Genomic DNA, 3,164 nt, shown 5'->3' with positions numbered 1-3,164 from the left:
CAAAGATTTTTAAAGCGAATAAGGGCGCATGGTGGATGCCTAGGCTCTAGGAGGCGAAGAAGGACGTGGTAAGCTGCGATAAGCTACGGGGAGATGCAAACGATCGTTACATCCGTAGATTTCCGAATGGGACAACCCAATACACTGAAGGTGTATTACCCGCAAGGGGGCCAACGCAGGGAACTGAAACATCTAAGTACCTGCAGGAAAAGAAAATAAATAATGATTCCCTAAGTAGTGGCGAGCGAACGGGGAAGAGCCCAAACCTGGATGGCGTGCTGTCCGGGGGTTGTAGGACTACATTTAGAAAGTCAGATCAAGTTGAATCATCTGGAAAGATGAACCATAGCAGGTGATAGTCCTGTAGGCAGAAATTCTGATGGACGCGTAGTATCCTGAGTAGCGCGGGACCGGAGAAATCCTGTGTGAATCTGTCAGCACCATCTGATAAGGCTAAATACTCCCTAGAGACCGATAGTGAACCAGTACCGTAAGGGAAAGGTGAAAAGTACTCCGAACAGGAGAGTGAAATAGTTCCTGAAACCGTGCGCCTACAAGCGGTCGGAGCATAGTAATATGTGACGGCGTGCCTTTTGCATAATGAGCCTACGAGTTACTCCTTACTGGCAAGGTTAAGCACTTAAGTTGCGGAGCCGTAGCGAAAGCGAGTTCTAACAGAGCGCTTAGTCAGTAGGGGTAGACGCGAAACTTTGTGATCTATCCATGGGCAGGTTGAAGGTTTGGTAACACAAACTGGAGGACCGAACCCATTAGCGTTGAAAAGCTATGGGATGACCTGTGGATAGGGGTGAAAGGCCAATCAAACTGAGAGATAGCTCGTTCTCCCCGAAATGTTTTTAGGAACAGCCTCGTACATAGAGTTATCATAGAGGTAGAGCTACTAATTGGGCTAGGGGGCTTCACCGCCTACCAAACCCTAATAAACTCCGAATGCTATGATATATCTGCGGGAGTGAGGCTGTGGGCGCTAAGGTCCATGGCCGAGAGGGAAATAACCCAGATTAACAGCTAAGGTCCCTAATAGTACGTTAAGTTGAACAAACGAAGTTCAAATCCTATAACAGCCAGGATGTTGGCTTGGAAGCAGCCATTCATTTAAAGAGTGCGTAACAGCTCACTGGTCGAGGGTTTGGGCACGGAAAATAATCGGGCATCAAACGTACAACCGAAGCTTTAAGATTGCTGGCGATGTCAGTATATCGGTAGGGGAGCATTCTAAACTGCATTGAAGGTGTTACGTGAGTAATGCTGGAGCGTTTAGAAAAGAAAATGTAGGCATAAGTAACGATAATTTGGGTGAAAAACCCAGACGCCGTAAGACTAAGGGTTCCTGATCAACGCTAATCGGATCAGGGTTAGTCGGGTCCTTAGGCAAAGCCGAAAGGCGTAGCTGATGGCAAAATGGTGAATATTCCATTACCTGCTATAACTTCGATGGAGTAACGGAGTAGTGAAAGGACTGCGCACTTACGGAATAGTGCGTTAAAGGGTGTAGTTATATCTTGTGTAGGCAAATCCGCATGAGATGATGAACCCGATAGTACAACAAAGCTTCGGCCGCGTTGATAATGTCCCTAATCAGACTTCCAAGAAAAACTTCTAAGGTTCGGTTATAGCAGCCCGTACCGTAAACCGACACAGGTAGTCGAGGAGAGTATCCTCAGGCGCTCGAGTGATCCGTGGTAAAGGAACTAGGCAAATTGACGCTGTAACTTCGGGATAAGGCGTACTGCAGTAATGCAGTCTCAGTAAAATGGTCCAACCAACTGTTTAACAAAAACACAGGGCCCTGCAAAATCGAAAGATGACGTATAGAGCCTGATACCTGCCCGGTGCTGGAAGGTTAAGGAAGGATGTTCGGAGCAATCCAAAGCTTCTGACTGAAGCCCCAGTAAACGGCGGCCGTAACTATAACGGTCCTAAGGTAGCGAAATTCCTTGTCGGGTAAGTTCCGACCTGCACGAATGGTCTAATGAGTTGGACACTGTCTCTACCACGAGCTCGGTGAAATTGTAGTATCGGTGAAGATGCCGGTTAATCGCAACGGGACGGAAAGACCCCGTGAACCTTCACTACAACTTAACATTGATTTTGAACCACAGATGTGTAGGATAGTTGGGAGACTATGAAGCAGCTTCGCCAGGAGTTGTGGAGTCAACGTTGAAATACCAACCTTCTGTTGTTTAGAGTCTAACACCGCAAGGTGGACATTGTTTGGTGGGTAGTTTGACTGGGGTGGTCGCCTCCTAAAAAGTAACGGAGGCTCGCAAAGGTACCCTCAGTACGGTTGGTAATCGTACGCAGAGCGCATTAGTAAAAGGGTGCTTGACTGTGAGGCAAACAAGCCGAGCAGGAGCGAAAGCTGGCTAAAGTGATCCGGTGGTTCTGTATGGAAGGGCCATCGCTCAAAGGATAAAAGGTACTCCGGGGATAACAGGCTGATCTCCCCCAAGAGCTCATATCGACGGGGAGGTTTGGCACCTCGATGTCGGTTCGTCACATCCTGGGGCTGGAGAAGGTCCCAAGGGTTCGGCTGTTCGCCGATTAAAGTGGCACGTGAACTGGGTTCAGAACGTCGCAAGACAGTTCGGTCCCTATCTGTTGTGATCGTTAGTAAATTGCGAGGACATGACCTTAGTACGAGAGGACCGGGTCGTACGTACCGCTGGTGTATCTGTTGTGCCGCCAGGTGCAATGCAGAGTAGCTATGTACGGACAGGATAAACGCTGAAAGCATCTAAGCGTGAAACCAACCTCAAGATGAGTTTACTTTTAAGGGCCGTCGGAGACTACGACGTTGATAGGCTACAGGTGTAAGGGTGGTAACATCGAAGCCGAGTAGTACTAATTGCCCGTAAGCTTTAATTTTATTTTGTAAATGTATTATCAACTTCCCAATATGTAAATTATTGCGTTGCGAGAGCGTGGAGTGATCTGGGTAGGATCTTATCTGAGAAAAGGATAGGAAAACTGATACAGAGAAACGATAGGCTGATAGTAACAAAAGATCCTTCAAGATCTTATGGTGGTTTTGCCGAGGGTGTTCACCTCTTCCCATTCCGAACAGAGAAGTTAAGCCCCTCATGGCCGATGGTACTGCACAATCATGCGGGAGAGTAGGTAGCTGCCATATTTATTGAAAA

2 rRNA genes are annotated in these 3,164 nt (G+C 47.6%); both read left to right on the top strand.

From position 1 onward, the window contains the following. Nucleotides 1–8: 8 nt before the first annotated feature. A 23S ribosomal RNA gene (locus BMW86_RS32395) occupies nucleotides 9–2,889 on the top strand. Between the two features lie 153 nt (nucleotides 2,890–3,042). Next, a 5S ribosomal RNA gene (gene rrf / locus BMW86_RS32390) occupies nucleotides 3,043–3,154 on the top strand. Nucleotides 3,155–3,164: the final 10 nt, after the last annotated feature.

It is taken from the genome of Chitinophaga sp. YR573 (genome assembly GCF_900110995.1).
Lineage (GTDB): Bacteria > Bacteroidota > Bacteroidia > Chitinophagales > Chitinophagaceae > Chitinophaga.
The sequence above is the reverse complement of the archived record's forward strand: the minus strand, read 5'-3'. Positions and strand labels throughout refer to the sequence as shown.